This is a genomic window from Streptosporangium sp. NBC_01469 (assembly GCF_036227305.1).
Classification (GTDB): Bacteria; Actinomycetota; Actinomycetes; order Streptosporangiales; family Streptosporangiaceae; genus Streptosporangium.
Genome location: NZ_CP109465.1, coordinates 4,841,578 through 4,858,266, shown reverse-complemented (window position 1 = coordinate 4,858,266; position 16,689 = coordinate 4,841,578). Strand labels below are relative to the sequence as shown.

Sequence of the window (16,689 nt, the reverse complement as noted above, 5' to 3'; positions counted from 1 at the left end):
CCCAGAATACGAGGCTGTAGACGTAGACGAAAGAAAACGTCCAACGTAGTCCAAACCGGAGGCGGCGTCATGGATCCATTCCATCAAACGGCGGGCGAACAAGGGAGGCCGGAAGGACGGCGTCGTGACCGAATCTGCGGGCCGCCCGGTCCATCGCCTGCTCGGCCTCCCGCCAGCCCGTCTCGCGCTCCCCGAGCCCGATCTGGCGGGTCGCCCCGGCGGCCGGGCTGAGGTTCTCCACCCGCACGCCGACCAGCCTCAGGCTCGCGTTCTCCAGGCCGGAGGCGGTGTAGAGGGCGCAGGCGACGTCGTACAGGATCTTGGCGACGTCGGTGGGCTCGCGGAGGCTCCGGGACCGGGTGAGGGTGGTGAAGTCGGCGCGGCGCAGCTTGACGCTGACCGTGCGGCCGACGCTGCCCCCTCGCCTCAGCCTGGCGGCGACCCGCTCCGAGAGCCGGAGCAGCTCCCTGCGGATCTCCACCGGGTCGGCGATGTCTGTGGCGAAAGTCTCTTCCGCGCCGATGCTCTTGTCGGGGACGTCGGGGGTCACCGGCCGTTCGTCGCGCCCCCAGGCGAGCGCCGCCAGGTGCGCGCCCGCCGCCTGGCCCAGATCCCGCTGGAGCGTGTCCACCGGGACCCTGGCGAGGTCTCCGACGGTCCTGATGCCGAGGCGGGCCAGCGACTGCTCGGTGCGCTCCCCGACGCCCCACAGCGCCGCCACCGGCAGCGGGTGCAGGAAGTCGACCACCCGGTCGGCGGGCACCACGAACAGGCCGTCGGGCTTGCAGTGGCGGGAGGCGAGCTTCGCCACGAATTTACTGTTGGCGACCCCGACGGAGCAGGTGACGCCCTGCTCGCGCACGACCTGCTCACGGATCATCCGGGCGATCGCCGTCGGCGGGCCGAGGCGCTTGCGCGCCCCGCCGACGTCGAGGAACGCCTCGTCGGAGGCGATCGGCTCGACCTCGGGGGTGAAGGTCTGGAAGATCTCCATGACGCGCCGGGAGACCTCCGCGTATTTGCCCCGGCTCGGCGGGATGATCACCGCGTGCGGGCAGAGCCGTCGGGCCCGGGTCATGGGCATCGCCGAGTGCACCCCGAACCTCCGGGCCTCGTAGGTGGCGCTGAGCACCACCCCGCGCGCCCCGGGCGCGCCGATGATGACGGGGGTGCCCCGGAGATCGGGACGATCGCGCAGCTCGACGCCCGCGTAGAAGGCGTCCATGTCGACGTGGAGGATCGGGCAGCCGGTGTCGTCCGTCCCCAGATCGGAGTCCGGACGCGACATCTGCTGCTTTCTCGACACACCGCCATCCTACGGGAACACGCGTTCGACGCGGCGTTCACCGGTGGCCAAGCACGTGCAGTTGGGTCGCGATGTCGCGGAGCACCGGGTGCGCCGCCGCGGCCTGCTCCAGGGCGACCAGGGCGCGGGCGGCTCCGGGCTCGCCGTCGAGCAGCCTGCTGGGCACCAGGTCGGCGAAGACCCGTACGCCGTGCACCTCGCCGGGCGCGAAGCCCGTCGCGGTGAGAAGCCGCTCCAGGGCCTCGCGGGTGAAACGCCTGGGTGTGGGGTCGCGGTCGCCCCAGCGGCCCTCGGGATCGTCCAGGACCTGGCGGGCCTCGTCGAACCTGCCGGCGATGGAGCGGTGCAGCGCGGCGGCGAGCGGGTTGGCGGCGAGCACGCTGATCACGCCGCCCTCGCGCAGCAGGCCGGCCATGGCCTTCACCGCGCCGATCGGGTCCTCCACGTACTCCAGCACGCTGTGGCAGAGCACCAGGTCGGCGCCGCCGGTCGGCAGCAGCTCCCCCAGATCCGCGGCGTCGCCCTGCAGGGCGCGCACCTCCACCCCCGCCTCCGCCGCGCGGCGCTCCAGCGCGGCGAGCGAGTCGGGGCTGGAGTCGACGACCGTCACGGCGTGCCCCAGGTCGGCCAGGGGGACGGCGAAACCACCCGTACCACCCCCGGCGTCGACGATGTCGAGCCGCTCACGGCCTGTCGCGGCCACCCGCTCGGCCAGCACGGCACTCAGGACGTCCCACACGACCGCTGTGCGGACCGCGGGGGTGCCCGCCTGCCGTGAGATGCCTACGGCGTGCAACTTCAGATCGCCTCCTCATCCGGTGACGAACCCAGCCTACGCCGCGTGCCCCCCGGCGCGGCCCAAGGAGTATCCATACTCCCGCTTGATCGAGTCTTTTTCCTGACGCGGACGGATCCCGCCGGCAAGCCTGGAGGAAAGGGGACGCCTCGGGCAGCGGCGCGCCGGGGCGGGGAGACCGGAGATCCGGGCTCCCCGTGGGGGCGGCTAGAGCGCCAGGGACGGCTTGAGCTGCTTGAAACGGGCCATCAGGCCGTTGACGAACTGCGGCGACTCGTCGGTCGACAGCTCGGAGGCCAGGCTGACCCACTCGCTGATGACGACGCCCTCGGGGACGTCGGGCATCCACAGCAGCTCGTAGGTGCCGCCGCGCAGGAGGTTGCGGTCGACCGCCGGCATGCGGTCGAGCGTCCAGCCCTCGGAGTAGGTGGTGATCAGCTCGTCGATGCGCGACCGGTGCCTGCACACGCCCTCGACGATCGTCGTGGTGTACTCGTTCACGGGCGGCTCGGCCCGCTCCAGGCGCTCCGCGAGGACGCTCAGCGGGTCCTCACTGCGCGCCTCGGCCTCGAAGAGGATGTCCAGCGCGCGCCTGCGCGCCTTACCTCGTGCCGACATCAGGCGCGGCCGAGATAATCGCCGGTGCGGGTGTCGACCTTGACCTTCTCGCCGGTGGTGATGAAGAGCGGCACCTTGATCTCGGCGCCGGTCTCCAGCGTGGCGGGCTTGGTGCCGCCGGTGGAGCGGTCGCCCTGGAGACCGGGCTCGGTCTCGGCGACGAGCAGCTCCACGGCCGCGGGCAGGTCGACGTAGAGGACGTTGCCCTCGTTGATCGCCACGGTGGCCAGCATGTTCTCCAGCAGGTAGTTGGCCGAGTCTCCGACCGCCACCCTGGTGACGTGGAGCATGTCGTAGTTCTCGGTGTCCATGAAGACGTAGTCGTCACCGTCCATGTAGGAGAACTGCATCTCGCGCTTGTCGACGTTGGCCACCTCGACCTTGACGCCCGCGTTGAAGGTCTTGTCGACGACCTTGCCCGATAGCACGTTCTTGAGCTTGGTACGGACGAACGCGCCGCCCTTGCCGGGCTTGACGTGCTGGAACTCCACGACGGCCCAGAGCTCACCGCCGTCGAGCTTGAGCACCAGGCCGTTCTTGAGGTCGTTCGTCGTCGCCACTAGTCTCTCCTGCGTACGGCCGCTCTTAAAGGACGAGCAGCTCTTTGGTCGTCCGTGTGAGAAGTTCCGGCCCGCCATCGCGCGCCACGAGCGTGTCCTCGATGCGGACGCCGCCCCTGCCGGGAAGGTAAACCCCGGGTTCGACGGTTACCGGAACTCGATCCTCTAGTCTAGCGTGCTCATGGTCGCGCTCCGGCTCTCGTGAAGATCGTTCCAGCTTCGGGGAGCCGTCCCGCTCTCCCTGGGAGTCCTCGGGCCTTCTCCGGGACAGGAACGGCGCCTCGTGGATCTGCAGCCCGACGCCGTGGCCGAGGCCGTGCTTGAAGAACTCCCCGTACCCCGCCTCCCCGATCAGGTCGCGGGCGGCGGCGTCCACCTCGTGGAGCGCCGCGCCGGTCCGCGCGGCCAGGACGCCGGCCCGCTGGGAGGCGTGGACCAGGTCGTACAGCTCGTGCTGCCACCCCGCGGGCTCGCCGATCGCCACGGTCCTGGTCATGTCGGCGTGGTAGCCCCGGTACAGCGCCCCGAAGTCCATGGTGACCAGGTCCCCGCGCTCCAGCGGCCGGTCCGAGGGCGAGTGGTGCGGGATCGCGCCGTTGGGCCCGCTCGCGACGATCGAGTCGAAGGCGAGCCCGTCCGCGCCCAGTTCGATCATCCGGCGCTCCAGCGCCCTGGCGACCTCCTTCTCGGTCAGCCCCGGGCGCAGTTCGGGCAGGACCTCGGCGAAGGCCCGGTCGGTGAGCTCGCACGCGGTGCGGATGAGGTCGATCTCCTCGTCGTCCTTGACCATGCGCACCGACTCCACCACCCCTGACAGGCGGAGGGGCTCCCCGCCCAGCCGGAAGTAGCCGGCTACGGACATGTGGTCGGCCTCGATGCCCGTCCGGCCGGTCTCGGGCAGCAGGCCCCCGGCGACGTCGGGCTTCTCGATCACCTCGATGTCGGCGCAGACGCGCAGGGCGGCCCCGAGGTAGCGGGAGTCGGTGGCCAGCGTGGCGGTGGCGTCGGCCCTGACCAGGACGGCCGCGTTGGAGCTGGCCAGACCGGTCAGGTAGCGCACGTTCACGCCGCCGGTGACCAGGATCGCGTCCGCCTCGTGAGCGGGCAGCAGGGCCGCGAGGTTCGCGCGGCGCCGGGCATGGGTGGCGGTCATGGTACGCATGCTATTAACCGATTTGACCGATGTCGTCACCTTGACCGTGCCCCCGCCCGCACACCCATCCGCCGGGAGAGGCCGGGTCAGACCGATGCCCTCACCTCAACCGCGGCCCTGCCCATACGCCCGCCCGTCCGGAAAGGCCGGGTCAGACCGATGCCCTCACCTCAACCGCGGCCCTGCCCATACGCCCGCCCGTCCGGAAAGGCCGGGTCAGACCGATGCCCTCACCTCAACCGCGGCCCTGCCCATACGCCGGTGGGAGAGGCCGGGTCAGGAGGCGAGTTCCCTGACCCTCTCGATGAGCCGGACGCGCTCCTCGTGGGTGCCGGCCAGCGGGGCGACGTTGACGGTCGTGACGCCCGACTCGCGCATGGCCTGCAGGCGCTCGCGGACGTGCCCCTCGGGGCCGATCAGGGACATCTTCTCCAGCAGCTCGTGCGGCACGAGCGCGGCGGCCTCGTCCTTCCTGCCGTCCAGGTAGAGGTTCTGGATCTGCTCGGCCTCCTTCTCGTAGCCGTACCTGCGGGCGAGGTCGTTGTAGAAGTTCCTGCCCTTGGCGCCCATCCCGCCGATGTAGAGGGCGGCCATCGGGCGGCCCAGCTCCAGCCAGCCGGAGACGTCGTCGCCGATGGCCAGCGCCGCCTGGGCGATCACGTCCAGCTCGCCCAGCGCCGGGTCCCGCTTGGCCTTGCCCGCCGCCAGGGAGGCGCCCCACACGTCGGCGGCCTTCTCCGGCACGTAGAAGATCGGCTCCCAGCCCTCGGCCAGCTCGGCGGCCAGCTCGACGTTCTTGGGACCGATGGCTGCGATCACGACGGGGATGCGTTCGCGGACCGGGTGGTTGATGAGCTTCAGCGGCTTGCCCAGGCCGGTCCCCTGGTCGGCGGGGAGCGGGATGGTGTAGTGCCTGCCCTCGTAGGTCAGGCGCTCGCGCCTCCAGACCTGACGGCAGATCTCGATGACCTCGCGGGTGCGGCCGAGCGGGGCGGTGTACGGGACGCCATGGAAGCCCTCGACGACCTGGGGGCCTGAGGCGCCCAGGCCGAGGGTGAAGCGGCCGTCGGAGACGTAGTCCAGGCCCGCGGCGGTCATCGCCAGCAGGGCGGGGGTTCGGGAGTAGATGGGCAGGATGCCGGCGGCGATCTGCAGCCTCTCGGTCCTGGCGGCGATGTAGCCCAGCTGGCTGACCGCGTCGAAACTGTAGGCCTCGGCGACGAAGACGATGTCGAGACCGGCCTTCTCGTAGTCGGCCAGCTCGGCCACCGTCTCCTTGAAGCCCCCCGAGTAGTTCAGGGCCATACCGATGCGCATCGTGAGATCGTCCTTCCGCGGTGCCGACGAAACCGAATGTTGTTCCGTTTGTCTCGACGACAAAGGTTATCGACTCACCGCCGAAGCACCAAGCCCCGCGCCGTCGCCGCCGGGCCGGTAGCCTACGCATTCCGGGGTAGGGGACCCCGGAGGGCGGGTGTCCCGGCGGTAGGTGACCGCCGGAGGGGTGGACGAGGAGCGGTGTGCTGAGGCAGTCGATCATCGTGACGGCGGGAGCGCTCGCCCTGACACTCGGGGGGCACCGGCTCCTGCCTGAGCTGGGCGGTTTCACACCCGTGCTGGAGAGTCTGCTCCCCTGGCTCGGGGTCGTCGTGCCGGTCCTGCTGGTCGGCGCGCTGGCCACCCGCTCGTGGCAGGTGATCCTCGCGGCGCTGGTCCCGGCGACCGTGTGGGGCCTCATGTTCGGTCCGACGCTGCTGCGCAGCCCGCCGGGCGGGCCCAGCGACCTGTCGGTCGCCACGCTCAACGTCGGCGCGACCAACGCCGACTCGGCCGACGCCATGCGTACCGTCTCAAGGGACCGCGACCTGGTCGCGGTGCAGGAGCTGACCGCCGGCGGCCCGGCGGCGAAGGTCCTCAACGACCGCTTCCCGTACCGCTACCGGATCGCCACGGTCGGCCTGTGGAGCCGGTTCCCGATCGCCGAGGCCCGCAAGGCCGACATCGGCCTCGACTGGGCGCGGGCGCTGCGCGCGGTGGTCGTCACCCCCAAGGGCAGGCTGACCGTGTACGTCATGCACCTCGCCTCCGCCCGCCCCGGCCAGACCGCCCAGCGCGACGAGACCCTCTCCTACGCCCGCAGGATGGTCGACAGGGACGACAGCGAGCACCTGCTGCTGCTCGGCGACCTCAACACCGCCACCACCGACCGCAAGCGCTCCGGCCTGGTGCCGCCGCTGTCGGACGCCCAGCAGGAGGCCGGTACGGGATTCGGCTTCACCTGGCCCGCGTCCTTCCCCGTCACCCGCCCCGACCACATCCTCTACCGCGGCATGGTCGCCACCAGGGCGGGCGTCGAGCGGGCCGCGGGCAGCGACCACCGCGCCGCCGTCGCCTCACTGCGCCTGGCCGCCTGACCGCCCAGGAGAGTCCGGACGACCGGAATGACCCGGACGACCCGGACGGCTTCGGTGGCCGAGACGACCCGGGGCCGAGGCCGCCTCGAACTCCCATGACGCGGACGGCCCGGCGGCTCGGATGACCGGGCAGCCCGGCGGCCCCGGCACCCCGGCACCCCGGCACCCCGGCGGCTCGGATGACCTGGCGGCTCGGATGACCTGGCGGCTCGGATGACCCGGCACCCCGGCGGCCCCGGACGGTCCGACGGCCCAGCGACTCGGACGGCCCGGCGGCTCGGGGGCCGAAGCGGCTCAGGTGGCGAGGTCCGGGCGGGCCCGGAGCGCGGACAGGTCGGCCGGGGTGTCGATGTCGGCGGGGTCGGCGACGTCGTCGCAGGGGACCGCGACGACCAGCTCGGGATGGGCTTTCAGGAACGGGCGGGCGCCGGCGTCGCCGGTCGCGAGCCGGGCGACCTCCTCGAAGTGCTCCCTGGCGATCAGCACCGGGTTCCGCCGCGCGCCGCCGTAGGTGGCGACGGCGACCGAGGCGCCCCCCGCCGCGGCCCCGATGAGCCGCTCCACCGCCCGCGGGCCGACGAACGGCTGGTCCACCAGGGCGATCACCACGTGGTCGGCGGTGGCGGGGATCGCGCCCAGACCGGCCCTGAGCGAGGAGCCCATCCCCGAGCTCCACTCCGGGTTGTGGACGGTCACCGCTCCCCGTACCCGTACGGTGGCCGCGCCGAGCACCACGACCACCGGACGACAGCCGGCGTCGTGGAGCGCCCTGACCCCCCGGTCCACCAGCCGCTCCCCGTGGAAGTCCACCAGCGCCTTGGGAGTGCCGAGCCGCGAGCCGGACCCGGCGGCCAGCAGCAGCCCGGCGCTCGCCGGGCGCCCGCCCGCCGACCCCGCGGGACCCCCCTCCGCGCCCCCCTCGGTGTCCCCGGCCGGAAGCCTCACCGGGACCTCCGCGGGGGCCTCCGTCGGGATTCCCGCCTCCTCGCTCACGCGCCGGGCCCGTCCCCGTGGATCCTGCCGGAACCGTCGGTCAGCGGCCGGCCCGAGCCGCCCCAGCGCAGCTGGATCAGCTCGGCGGCGATGGAGATCGCCGTCTCCTCGGGCGTACGCGCGCCCAGGTCCAGCCCGATCGGCGAGCGGAGCCTCTTCAGCTCGGCGTCCCCCAGTCCCGCCTGCGCCAGCCGGGCCAGCCGGTCCTCGTGCGTGCGGCGCGAGCCCATCGCGCCGACGTAGCCCGCCGGGGTGCGCAGGGCGACCTCGAGCAGGGGGACGTCGAACTTGGGATCGTGGGTGAGCACACAGATCGCGGTCCGCTCGTCCACGACGGTCGAGGTGAGATAGTCGTGCGGCCACTTGACGATCACCTCGTCGGCCTCGGGGAAGCGCTTGGCCGTGGTGAAGACCGGCCGGGCGTCGCACACGACCACGTGGTAGCCGAGGAACTTGCCGACCCTGGCGACCGCGGCGGCGAAGTCGATCGCGCCGAAGACCAGCATCCGGGGCGGCGGCGCGAAGGACTGGACGAAGACCGACAGCTCGTCGAGCCGCCGCTGTCCCCTGGCCCCGTACCTGCGCACGCCCGTCAGTCCCTGCGCGAGCATGCCCCGGACGTCGTCGTCCACCGCGTCGTCCAGCCGGGTCACGCCCAGGGAGCCGGAGGAGTGGTCCGGCCAGACGACCCGGCGGGTGCCGATCGTGCCCGGCCCCGACAGGACGGTCGCCACCGCCACCGGCTCGCGCCGCAGCACCGAGGCGGCGACCGCCCCCAGCTCGGGGAAGGTCTCCCTGGAGACGGGCTCGACGAAGACGTCCAGGATGCCGCCGCAGGTCAGGCCGACGGAGAAGGCGTCGTCGTCGCTCACGCCGTACCGCTGCAGGACGGGCGCGCCCGAGGAGACCACCTCCCGGGCCAGCTCGTAGACGGCGCCCTCGACACAGCCGCCGGAGACGCTGCCCTCGGCCTCGTCGCCGAGCACCGCCATGGACGCCCCCGGCGGGCGGGGCGCGCTGCGGAAGGTGTTGACCACGGTGGCCAGGCCGAACGTATCTCCCGCCTCCCACCACCGCAGGATCTGTGACAGCACGTCACGCATGAGCGCCTCCCAGCAGCGTCGCCAGTTCCTCGAAGGCGGCCAGGCTGTGCCCGGCCACGAAGTCGTCGATGTGGGGAAGGGCGGCCCGCATCCCGGCGGTGAGCGGCCGGTAGCCCTCCCTGCCCTTGTGCGGGTTCACCCAGATCACCCGGTGGGCCGTCCGGGACAGCCGGGCCATCTCCGCGCCCAGCAGCGAGACGTCGCCGCGCTCCCACCCGTCGGAGGCGATCACCACCACCGCTCCCGCCGCGTCGTTCAGCGCCAGGAGGCGCCGGAGCTCCTCACCCAGGCGGGTGCCGCCGCTCCAGTCGGGAATGGCGAGGGAGACGGCGTTCATCGCGGTCGCCGGGTCGCGGTGGCGCAGCTCGGCGGTGAGCCGGGTCAGCCGGGTGCCCGCGCTGAACACCTCCGTCGCCCCCGGCTCCGATCTGACCAGTGCGTGGGCGAGCCGGAGCAGCGTGTCCGCGTACGGGGTCATGGAACCGCTGACGTCGATCAGCAGTACGACCCTGCGGGGCCTGGTCCGGTGCGCGCGGTAGCGGAGCCCGGCGATCTCCCCGCCCCTGCGCAGCGTCTCGCGGACGGTCGCCCGGCCGTCCAGCCGCCCCCGGCGGGCGGGCCGGAAACGCCGCGACGCGCGCCGCTCCCTGCCCGCCCGCAGCAGGGCGAGGAGCCGGTGCGCCTCGGCGAGCTCCGCCGCCGTCATCGCGGCCACGTCCCGGGTGCGCAGCACCTCCGTCGCGCTCGCGGTCGCCGCGAGGGCGGGCTCGCCGCTCTCCCCCCGGTCGGGGCGAGTCTCCGGCAGCGCCGCGGTGTGCCGGGTGACGGTGACCGCCGCCGCTCTCGCGCGGCCCGCGCGCAGCCCCCCGAAGTAGGCCCGGAACACCCGGTCGTAGCGGGGCAGGTCGTCGGCCGAGGCGCACAGCGTGACCCGGCCCGCCCAGTAGACGTCGTCGGGCCTGGAGGCGTCCAGGTGACACAGGGCACGCAGCAGGCCCTGGGTCCGCTCGTGGTCGGCGGGCACCCCCGCGGCGCGCAGGGTCCTGGCGAAACCGGTCATGACCGCGACCAGGTCCTCCCCGGCACCGATCGTGGAAGGAGGAACCCCCTCGCTGGAGGGGACCCCGGCGGGGGGAACGCCGTCAGCGCCGGGACGCACCGAAGAATCCGTTCCCGAGCACCGTCTCGTGGTCCTCCCTGTGCTTGAGCAGGGCGCCCAGCGAGGCGGCCGCCACGTCGGGGTCTAGCTCGCGGGCGCCGAGGGTCAGGAGCGCCTCGGTCCAGTCGAGGGTCTCGGCGATCCCCGGCGGCTTGATCAGGTCGGCAGTACGGAGCCGCCCCGTCGCCGTGGCGACCTGCTCGGCCAGGATCCCCGAGCACTCGGGGAGCCGCCTGCGCAGGATCGCCACCTCCCGCTCGAAGGAGGGGTGCTCCAGCCAGTGGTAGAGGCAGCGCCGCTTCAGCGCGTCGTGCACCTCGCGGGTGCGGTTGGAGGTCAGCACGACCACCGGCGGCCGCGCGGCGCGGATCGTGCCGAGTTCGGGGACGGAGATCGCGAAGTCCGAGAGCACCTCCAGCAGGATCGCCTCGAACTCCACGTCGGCCCGGTCGACCTCGTCGATGAGCAGCACCGAGGGCTGGGTCTCGATCGCCTTCAGCAGCGGCCTGGCGATCAGGAACCTCCGGTCGTAGACCTCGCCCTCCAGCCGGGCGGCGTCGGTGACGCCGCCCGCCTCCGCCGCCTTCAGGTGCAGGAGCTGGCGGGCGAAGTCCCAGTCGTAGAGCGCCTGGGAGGCGTCGAGCCCCTCGTAGCACTGCAGGCGGATCAGCGGCGCCCCGAGCACCTCGGCGAGGGTCCTGGCCAGCTCGGTCTTGCCGACGCCCGCCTCGCCCTCGATCAGCAGCGGGCGGCCCATCCGCAGCGCGAGGAAGGCCGCCGTGACGAGCCCCTCGTCGGCCAGGTACGACCGCTCGTCGAGCAGCCCGGCCAGCTGCGCGGGCGACTCCACATCAGATGCCTCGATTGTCCGCCTCACCACCACCTCAGGCTACGCCCGGCGGCGGGTCCTCGCGTGATCACACCGCGACCCGGAACCGGCGTCTCACAGGAACCCCGTGGCACGCGGGGCACGCCGGTGACGGCTCCGTGGCGGGTGGCCCGCCGGGGGACTCGGGGACCGGCGGGCATACTGCCGTTCCCCGCGAAGAAGTATTGTCACCCCCTGTGAAGAACCTGCTCGACCGGATCAACACCCCGTCCAGGGTCGTCGTGGCGGCGTTCCTGGCGGTGGTCCTCACCGGGACGGGGCTGCTCTCGCTGCCGATCGCGGTCGAGGGGGGCCAGAGTGCCTCGTGGACGTCGGCCCTGTTCACCGCCACCTCGGCGGTGTGCGTGACCGGGCTCGCCGTGCACGACACCGCGGCGCACTGGTCGTTCTTCGGCGAGATCGTGCTCCTGGTGCTGATGCAGATCGGCGGCTTCGGGATCATGACGCTCTCCTCGATCCTCGCGGTGGTCGTCTCCGGCAAGCTCGGCCTGCGCGCCCGCCTCAACACCCAGGCCGAGACCAAGACCCTCGGTCCCGGCGACGTACGACGGGTGATCGTGGGGGTCGCCAAGGTCACGCTGGTCGCCGAGACGCTGACCGCCGCGGTGCTCGCCGCCCGCTTCGTGATCGGGTACGGGGAGCCGGTCGGCCGCGCCATCTATTACGGGATTTTTCATGCGATCTCGGCATTCACCAACGCCGGGTTCGCGCTCTGGCCGGACAGCATGATGAGGTTCGTCACCGACCCGTGGATCTGCCTCCCGCTCATCCTCGCGGTGGTCGCCGGAGGTCTCGGCTTCCCCGTCTACGCCGTACTGCGGCAGAACTGGCGCCGCCCGGCGCGCTGGACGCTGCACGCCAAGATCACGCTGGGGATGACCGCCGTCCTGCTGTTCGGCGGGGCGGTGGCCGTCACCGTCACCGAGTGGAACAACCCCGGCACGATGGGCGGCCTCTCCCCCGGGCTCCGGGTCATGGCCGGGTTCTTCCACAGCGCGATGACCCGCAGCGGCGGCCTGAACTCCGTGGACACCTCCCAGATGAGCGAGAGCTCCTGGCTGATCAGCGACGTGCTGATGTTCATCGGAGCGGGCAGCGCGAGTACCGGGGGCGGCATCAAGGTGACGACGTTCGCACTGCTCGGGTTCGTGATCCTCGCCGAACTGCGCGGCGAGCCCGACGTCTCGGCGGGCCGCCGCCGCATTCCCGAGCAGCTGCAGCGGCAGGCGCTGACGATCGCCCTGCTGAGTGTGGCGTCGGTCGCCGTGGGCACGTTCGCGTTGATGACGGTGACCCCGTTCAAGCTCGACCGCGTACTGTTCGAGGTGATCTCGGCCTTCGGCACGGTCGGGCTGTCGACCGGGATCACCGCCGACGTCGGCACCGCGGGACACCTGATCCTGACCCTCCTGATGTTCGTCGGACGGCTCGGCCCGGTGACCCTCGGCGCCGCGCTCGCACTGCACGTCCAGACCCGTCGGTTCCGATACCCGGAGGAGCGTCCCCTCGTTGGTTGACAAGAAGAATCGCGGCGACGCGGTCGTGGTGATCGGCCTCGGCCGGTTCGGCGGCGCGCTGGCGGCGGAACTGGTGAGCCGCGACATCGAGGTGCTCGGCGTCGACAACGACTCCAAGAACGTGCAGCACTTCTCCGGGCGGCTCACCCACGTGGTGTGCGCCGACTCCACCGATCCCGACGCCCTCGAACAGCTGGGCATCAGGGAGTTCGGCCGGGCCGTGGTCGGCATCGGCACCGACATCGAGGCGAGCATCCTGACCACCTCGATCCTGGCGGACCTGGGAGTGGCCGACATCTGGGCCAAGTCGATCAGCCTGCAGCACAGCCGGATCCTGCAGCGGGTCGGCGCACACCACGTGGTGCAGCCGGAGCACGACATGGGCGAGCGGGTCGCGCACCTGGTCACCGGGCGGATGCTCGACTACGTGGAGGTCGACGAGGACTACGCCATGATCAAGACCATGGCGCCCCGGTGGGCGGACGGCAGGAGCCTGGGCAGCCTGGGCGTCCGCAGCAAGTACGGGGTCACCGTGGTCGGGATCAAGAAACCCGACGGCAGATTCACGTACGCCACCTCGGACACGGTGATCCAGAGCGGCGACACCCTGCTCGTGGCGGGCGATACCGACAAGGTCGAGCGGTTCGCCGAGGAGACCTGAGCGCGGGATCCCGGCCGTGAGCCCCGTACGGCGGCCCGGCCCCGATCCCTTGTCCGGCGGGTCGGGCGAGGCCGGTAGCGGGCCGCCGAGCCCCCGCGCGGCGGCTCAGCGGGTCTCGGACGCCTCGCCGCGTTCCCTGATGAGGGCGGCGAGCTCGCGGACCTGGCGGACGGTGCGGTCCTTCTCCGAGCCCTGCAGGCCCATCGCGCCGACCGTGGCCCCGTCGGTGAAGTCGATCTTCGCCCAGGGCTCGTGGGCGACCAGGGTGACCCCGAGCACCTCGGGCCACTCGTAGCGGTGCACCCGCAGCGGGTTGACGACGGTGATCCCCTGCTCGTCGGCCTCCACCCGGACCCGTCCCAGCAGGTGCAGGACCCCGGCGACCAGCCCGCCCAGCCCGATCATCGCGATCCTGTCGGCCAGGGTGAACGGCTCGGCCAGGAAGATCGCCATCAGCACCGCGCCGAGCATGATCAGGCCCGCGAAGCCGTAGGCCGCGATCCGCCCCTTCCTGGGTCGCCACACGACGGGCAACGGGGGCGGGGAGACGCTCTCCGGGCTCACTCTCAGATCACGATCCTTTGGAAACCACCGGTCGGAACGGCTGTGACAGCTGGTCACGGCGCCGATGGCAACCTACCGCACGGCCCCGCCGCACCGATCACCGCGGCACGGCGGGGCAGGCTCGCACGGGGCGACCCTAGGAGCGGAGTTCCCGCAGCAGCAGCGCCGTCCCCAGGGCGGCGACGGTGGCCTCGTAGCCCTTGTCCTCGTGGCTGCCCGGCAGCCCCGACCTGTCGAGGGCCTGGTCGAGGGACTCACAGGTCAGCACGCCGTTGCCGACCGGGACCTCCTCGTCGAGGGAGACCCGGGTCAGGCCCGAGGTGACGGAGTCGCACACGTAGTCGAAGTGGGGGGTCTCACCGCGGATCACGACCCCGAGGGCGACGACCGCGTCGTACCTCCTGGCCAGCGCCTGCGCCACGACCGGGATCTCCAGCGACCCGGCCACCCGCACCACGGTCACCGCCGCGCCGCTGTCCCTGCCCGCCTGCTCGGCCCGCGTCACGAGCTGATCGGTGATCTTCTCGTGCCACCGGGCGGCGACGACGCCGACGGTCAGCCCCTTCGCCTCGACGGCCCCGGCCGACGGTCGCCCGGCCCCGCTCACGCGATCACCCCGCGCCCGCTCACGCGCTCGTCCCGCTCCGTCCGACCCGCTCGCTCACTCATTCGCCCTCCCTGGGGATCTCGTGGCCGAGGCGGTCGCGCTTGGCCGACAGGTATTTCTCGTTGTGCGGGTTCATCGCCACCGGCATGGGCTCGCGGCCGAGCACCTTGATGCCGTAGCCGTCCATGCCGCGCAGCTTGGCCGGGTTGTTGGTCAGCAGCCGGATCGACTTCACGCCCAGGTCGGCGAGGATCTGCCCGGCGTTGGAGAACTCCCGCGCGTCCACCGGCAGCCCGAGCTCCAGGTTGGCGTCGACGGTGTCACTTCCGGCGTCCTGGAGGCTGTACGCCCTGAGCTTGGCCAGCAGCCCGATGCCGCGTCCCTCGTGCCCGCGCAGGTAGACGACCACGCCCCGGCCCTCGTCGGCGATCCGCGACATGGCGTGGTCGAGCTGCACCCCGCAGTCGCACCGCAGCGACCCGAGCACGTCGCCGGTCAGGCATTCGGAGTGCGCCCTGACCATGATGTTCTCGCCGTCCTCGATGTCGCCGAGGACCAGGGCCAGGTGCTCGCCGCCGTCCAGCGAGCTCGCGAAGCCGTAGGCCCGCCACTCGCCGTACCTGTTCGGCAGCCGCGTCTCGGCGACCCTGGTGACCATCCGCTCGGTCCGGCGCCTGAACTCCACCAGCTGCTCGATCGAGACGAGCGCCAGGTCGTGCTCGTCGCAGAAGTCACGCAGCTCCGGCAGCCGCATCATGGTGCCGTCGTCGTTGACGACCTCGGCGAGCACGCCCGCCTCGCTCAGCCCGGCGAGCCTGGCCAGGTCCACGGACGCCTCGGTGTGGCCGCGCCGGGCCAGGACGCCGCCCTCCCGGTAGCGGAGCGGGAAGACGTGTCCCGGCCGTACCAGCTCGGACGGCTCGGTCGCCGAGTCGGCCAGGGCGCGGATCGTGCGGGCCCTGTCCGCGGCGGAGATGCCGGTGCTCACCCCGTCCCTGGCGTCCACGCTGATCGTGTACGCGGTGCGCAGGCGCTCCTTGTTGTCGTACACCATCAGCGGCAGGCCGAGCCTGTCGAGGTGCTCGCCGCGCATCGGCACGCAGACCACGCCGCTGCTGTGCCGGATGGTGAAGGCGAGCAGTTCCGGGGTGGCCCTGGACGCGGCGAAGATGATGTCGCCCTCGTTCTCGCGGTTCTCGTCGTCGACGACCACGACGGCCCTGCCCTCGCGGATGTCGGCGATCGCGCGCTCGATCGGGTCCAGCTTGATCACAAGGCCTCCTCGGGGACGAGCACGGCCCTCGACCGGTACTCCTTGAGCCAGTTGACGAGTCCGGCCGGCGCGGCCGTGTTTCCAGGGGTCCCAGGGGTCCCGGGGGTCCCGGGGACCTCGGATCCGGTTTCGAGGTGGTTCACGGCCTTCTCACCTGGTCCGTCGTGGCGTCCCCGGCCGGGGCGTACGCCCCGACGAGCTTCTCCACGTGCTTGGCGATCACGTCGACCTCGAGGTTCACCGGGTCTCCCGGCCGCTTCGCGCCGAGGGTGGTCAGGCTCAGGGTGGTGGGGATGAGGCTGACGGCGAAGCCGCCGGAGCCGACGCCCATGACGGTCAGGCTGACGCCGTCGACGGCGATCGAACCCTTCTCGACCACGTAGCGGTCGAGCTCGGGCGGCAGGGAGATCCGGACGACCTCCCAGTGCTCGGCGGGCTCCCGCGACAGCAGGACGCCCGTCCCGTCCACGTGGCCCTGCACGATGTGGCCGCCCAGCCGCTGGTCGGCGCGGACCGCGCGCTCCAGGTTGACCGGGGAGCCGGGTCTCAGCGCGCCGAGGGAGCTGCGGTCGAGGGTCTCCTTCATCACGTCGGCGGTGAACACCCCATCCACGACGTCCACCACGGTCAGGCAGACGCCGTTGACGGCGATCGAGTCGCCGTGCCCGGCGTCCGCGGTGACCGTTCTGCCGCGGATCGACAGCCGGGCCGCGTCGGTCAGCGGCTCGATCCCGGCGATCTCTCCCAGTTCTTCGACGATTCCGGTGAACATTCACAGCTCCTTGCGGGGGATCGCCCGGAGGGCCGGGCGCGGGTCGTGGCCGGTGCGGTGCGGCGTCCTCGGACTCCGGGAGGCTCTCGCCCGGCGGGCGCGACCGCCGTCCGGCCCGGCGGCACCGGGCGAGGGCGGGCGGTCGCGCCCGCCGGGCTCTCCGTCGAAGGTGAACTCCGGGGGAACGGGAAGCCTTCCTGCGGGCCGCGGGAAAGTCGTCCGGGGGCCGGGAGCGCGGGGCGCGGAAGGGCGCGCGTCCGGAGGGCGGGGCGCGCGCGAAGGAAGGGATGTGCCGGTGTGCCCG

18 protein-coding genes are annotated in these 16,689 nt (G+C 72.3%); 3 read left to right on the top strand and 15 right to left on the bottom strand.

Annotation, left to right across the window (positions count from 1 at the left end):
- Positions 1–67: 67 nt before the first annotated feature.
- The 6 genes from OG587_RS21695 to OG587_RS21670 all read right to left on the bottom strand — a co-directional run bounded on the left by OG587_RS21695 (position 68) and on the right by OG587_RS21670 (position 5,750).
- Positions 68–1,288, bottom strand: a complete 1,221-nt coding sequence (locus OG587_RS21695) for a DNA polymerase IV (protein ID WP_329093944.1) — start codon at positions 1,286–1,288, stop codon at positions 68–70.
- A 55-nt stretch (positions 1,289–1,343) separates the two neighbouring features.
- Positions 1,344–2,102, bottom strand: coding sequence for a class I SAM-dependent methyltransferase (locus OG587_RS21690; protein ID WP_329093069.1), 759 nt, complete (start codon positions 2,100–2,102; stop codon positions 1,344–1,346).
- A 207-nt stretch (positions 2,103–2,309) separates the two neighbouring features.
- On the bottom strand, positions 2,310–2,720 hold the full coding sequence (nusB, locus tag OG587_RS21685; RefSeq protein ID WP_329093067.1) for a transcription antitermination factor NusB: 411 nt from the start codon (positions 2,718–2,720) through the stop codon (positions 2,310–2,312).
- Positions 2,720–3,280: an elongation factor P gene (efp, locus tag OG587_RS21680; RefSeq protein ID WP_329093065.1), complete on the bottom strand. Its 561-nt coding sequence runs from the start codon at positions 3,278–3,280 to the stop codon at positions 2,720–2,722. The genes nusB and efp overlap by 1 nt, the downstream gene beginning before the upstream one ends.
- A gap of 25 nt (positions 3,281–3,305) precedes the next feature.
- Positions 3,306–4,433 carry a M24 family metallopeptidase gene (locus tag OG587_RS21675; RefSeq protein WP_329093064.1) on the bottom strand — a complete coding sequence of 376 codons (1,128 nt, stop codon included), beginning with the start codon at positions 4,431–4,433 and terminating at the stop codon, positions 3,306–3,308.
- 276 nt (positions 4,434–4,709) lie between these two features.
- Positions 4,710–5,750, bottom strand: coding sequence for an LLM class F420-dependent oxidoreductase (locus OG587_RS21670; RefSeq protein ID WP_329093062.1), 1,041 nt, complete (start codon positions 5,748–5,750; stop codon positions 4,710–4,712).
- A 203-nt stretch (positions 5,751–5,953) separates the two neighbouring features.
- Here OG587_RS21670 and OG587_RS21665 point away from each other — a divergent pair, with 203 nt between their 5' ends.
- Positions 5,954–6,847: an endonuclease/exonuclease/phosphatase family protein gene (locus OG587_RS21665; protein WP_329093060.1), complete on the top strand. Its 894-nt coding sequence runs from the start codon at positions 5,954–5,956 to the stop codon at positions 6,845–6,847.
- Positions 6,848–7,141: 294 nt separating this feature from the next.
- On the opposite strand, the gene OG587_RS21660 is transcribed toward OG587_RS21665, so the two are convergent.
- From OG587_RS21660 to OG587_RS21645, 4 genes are all read right to left on the bottom strand, one after another.
- Positions 7,142–7,708: a nucleotidyltransferase family protein gene (locus OG587_RS21660; RefSeq protein WP_329093942.1), complete on the bottom strand. Its 567-nt coding sequence runs from the start codon at positions 7,706–7,708 to the stop codon at positions 7,142–7,144.
- Positions 7,709–7,836: 128 nt separating this feature from the next.
- Entirely contained in the window at positions 7,837–8,943 is a 1,107-nt protein-coding gene (locus OG587_RS21655) for an XdhC family protein (protein ID WP_329093058.1), read from the bottom strand.
- Entirely contained in the window at positions 8,936–10,102 is a 1,167-nt protein-coding gene (locus tag OG587_RS21650; RefSeq protein ID WP_329093056.1) for a vWA domain-containing protein, read from the bottom strand. The genes OG587_RS21655 and OG587_RS21650 overlap by 8 nt, the downstream gene beginning before the upstream one ends.
- A complete protein-coding gene (locus OG587_RS21645; RefSeq protein WP_329093054.1) occupies positions 10,086–10,982 on the bottom strand; it encodes an AAA family ATPase in 897 nt (298 codons plus the stop codon). Before OG587_RS21645 ends, OG587_RS21650 begins: the two co-directional genes overlap by 17 nt.
- A 185-nt stretch (positions 10,983–11,167) precedes the next feature.
- On the opposite strand from OG587_RS21645, the gene OG587_RS21640 reads away from it, so the two are divergent.
- Both OG587_RS21640 and OG587_RS21635 read left to right on the top strand, forming a co-directional pair.
- A complete protein-coding gene (locus OG587_RS21640) occupies positions 11,168–12,508 on the top strand; it encodes a TrkH family potassium uptake protein (protein WP_329093052.1) in 1,341 nt (446 codons plus the stop codon).
- Positions 12,501–13,169, top strand: coding sequence for a potassium channel family protein (locus OG587_RS21635; RefSeq protein ID WP_329093050.1), 669 nt, complete (start codon positions 12,501–12,503; stop codon positions 13,167–13,169). Before OG587_RS21640 ends, OG587_RS21635 begins: the two co-directional genes overlap by 8 nt.
- A 105-nt stretch (positions 13,170–13,274) precedes the next feature.
- On the opposite strand, the gene OG587_RS21630 is transcribed toward OG587_RS21635, so the two are convergent.
- The 5 genes from OG587_RS21630 to OG587_RS21610 form a co-directional block, all read right to left on the bottom strand.
- Positions 13,275–13,733 carry a PH domain-containing protein gene (locus tag OG587_RS21630; protein WP_329093047.1) on the bottom strand — a complete coding sequence of 153 codons (459 nt, stop codon included), beginning with the start codon at positions 13,731–13,733 and terminating at the stop codon, positions 13,275–13,277.
- A gap of 136 nt (positions 13,734–13,869) precedes the next feature.
- Positions 13,870–14,340, bottom strand: coding sequence for a 6,7-dimethyl-8-ribityllumazine synthase (gene ribH, locus OG587_RS21625; RefSeq protein ID WP_329093045.1), 471 nt, complete (start codon positions 14,338–14,340; stop codon positions 13,870–13,872).
- A gap of 58 nt (positions 14,341–14,398) precedes the next feature.
- Positions 14,399–15,613, bottom strand: coding sequence for a bifunctional 3,4-dihydroxy-2-butanone-4-phosphate synthase/GTP cyclohydrolase II (locus tag OG587_RS21620; RefSeq protein WP_329093043.1), 1,215 nt, complete (start codon positions 15,611–15,613; stop codon positions 14,399–14,401).
- Positions 15,610–15,756: a hypothetical protein gene (locus OG587_RS21615; RefSeq protein ID WP_329093042.1), complete on the bottom strand. Its 147-nt coding sequence runs from the start codon at positions 15,754–15,756 to the stop codon at positions 15,610–15,612. Before OG587_RS21615 ends, OG587_RS21620 begins: the two co-directional genes overlap by 4 nt.
- A complete protein-coding gene (locus OG587_RS21610; RefSeq protein ID WP_329093040.1) occupies positions 15,753–16,385 on the bottom strand; it encodes a riboflavin synthase in 633 nt (210 codons plus the stop codon). Before OG587_RS21610 ends, OG587_RS21615 begins: the two co-directional genes overlap by 4 nt.
- Positions 16,386–16,689: the final 304 nt, after the last annotated feature.

Coding starts and splice junctions, on each gene's coding strand:
- OG587_RS21695 (WP_329093944.1), bottom strand. CDS start 1,288: ATGTCGCGTCCGGACTCCGATCTGGGGACGGACGACACCGGCTGCCCG.
- nusB (WP_329093067.1), bottom strand. CDS start 2,720: ATGTCGGCACGAGGTAAGGCGCGCAGGCGCGCGCTGGACATCCTCTTC.
- OG587_RS21675 (WP_329093064.1), bottom strand. CDS start 4,433: ATGACCGCCACCCATGCCCGGCGCCGCGCGAACCTCGCGGCCCTGCTG.
- OG587_RS21670 (WP_329093062.1), bottom strand. CDS start 5,750: ATGCGCATCGGTATGGCCCTGAACTACTCGGGGGGCTTCAAGGAGACG.
- OG587_RS21655 (WP_329093058.1), bottom strand. CDS start 8,943: ATGCGTGACGTGCTGTCACAGATCCTGCGGTGGTGGGAGGCGGGAGAT.
- OG587_RS21610 (WP_329093040.1), bottom strand. CDS start 16,385: ATGTTCACCGGAATCGTCGAAGAACTGGGAGAGATCGCCGGGATCGAG.